General features: G+C 63.2%; 1 protein-coding gene. It reads left to right on the top strand.

Annotated elements, in window-relative coordinates; translation table 11 throughout:
- Positions 1-53: 53 nt before the first annotated feature.
- Positions 54-778: acyltransferase domain-containing protein (locus NA5_RS26275; protein ID WP_245672407.1), on the top strand; the 725-nt coding region annotated here is incomplete at its 3' end.

Genomic DNA, 778 nt, shown 5'->3' with positions numbered 1-778 from the left:
TCGAATCGTGGGGTGTGCGCGCTGACGTTGTGGCGGGTCATTCGATTGGTGAGGTGGCTGCGGCGCATGTGGCCGGGGTGTTGTCGTTGGCGGATGCGTGTGTGCTGGTGGCCGCGCGTGGTCGGTTGATGCAGGCACTGCCTACTGGTGGGGCGATGGTGGCGGTCGGTGCGTCGGAGGCCGACGTGTTGCCGCTGCTTATCGGTGGGGTGTCGATTGCGGCGGTGAATGGTCCGTCATCGGTCGTGCTCTCTGGTGTCGAGGACGCGGTCGCGGCTGTTGTCGAGGCGTGTGTCGAAAAGGGTTGGCGGACGCACAGGTTGCGGGTTTCGCATGCGTTCCATTCGGTATTGATGGAGCCGATGCTGGCCGAATTCACTTCGGCGATTGAAGGTTTGGCGTTTTCTCGGCCGAGCGTCCCGTTGGTCTCGACTGTGACCGGGGTCCAGGTCGTGGATGAGATGTGTGATCCGTCGTATTGGGTGGGTCAGGTTCGTGAGACGGTGCGGTTCGCTGATGCGGTCGCCGCGATGGCGGATTCGGGTGTGTCCCGGTTCGCTGAGGTGGGGCCTGATGCGGTGTTGTCTCCGATGGTCGCTCAGACTCTCGATGACGGTACTGCTGTGGTGGTGGGGTTGGTGCGTCGTGACCATGCCGATCCGTCGACGGTCTCGGTTGGTGTGGCCCGATTGTTCGTGGCCGGTGTCGATGTGGACTGGGCCGGTTTCTATGTCGGTACCGGAGCTCGGCGAATCGACCTGCCCACCTACGCCTTCCA

Source organism: Nocardia anaemiae NBRC 100462 (assembly GCF_001612725.1).
In the GTDB taxonomy this organism is placed as follows: domain Bacteria; phylum Actinomycetota; class Actinomycetes; order Mycobacteriales; family Mycobacteriaceae; genus Nocardia; species Nocardia anaemiae.
The sequence above is the reverse complement of the archived record's forward strand: the minus strand, read 5'-3'. Positions and strand labels throughout refer to the sequence as shown.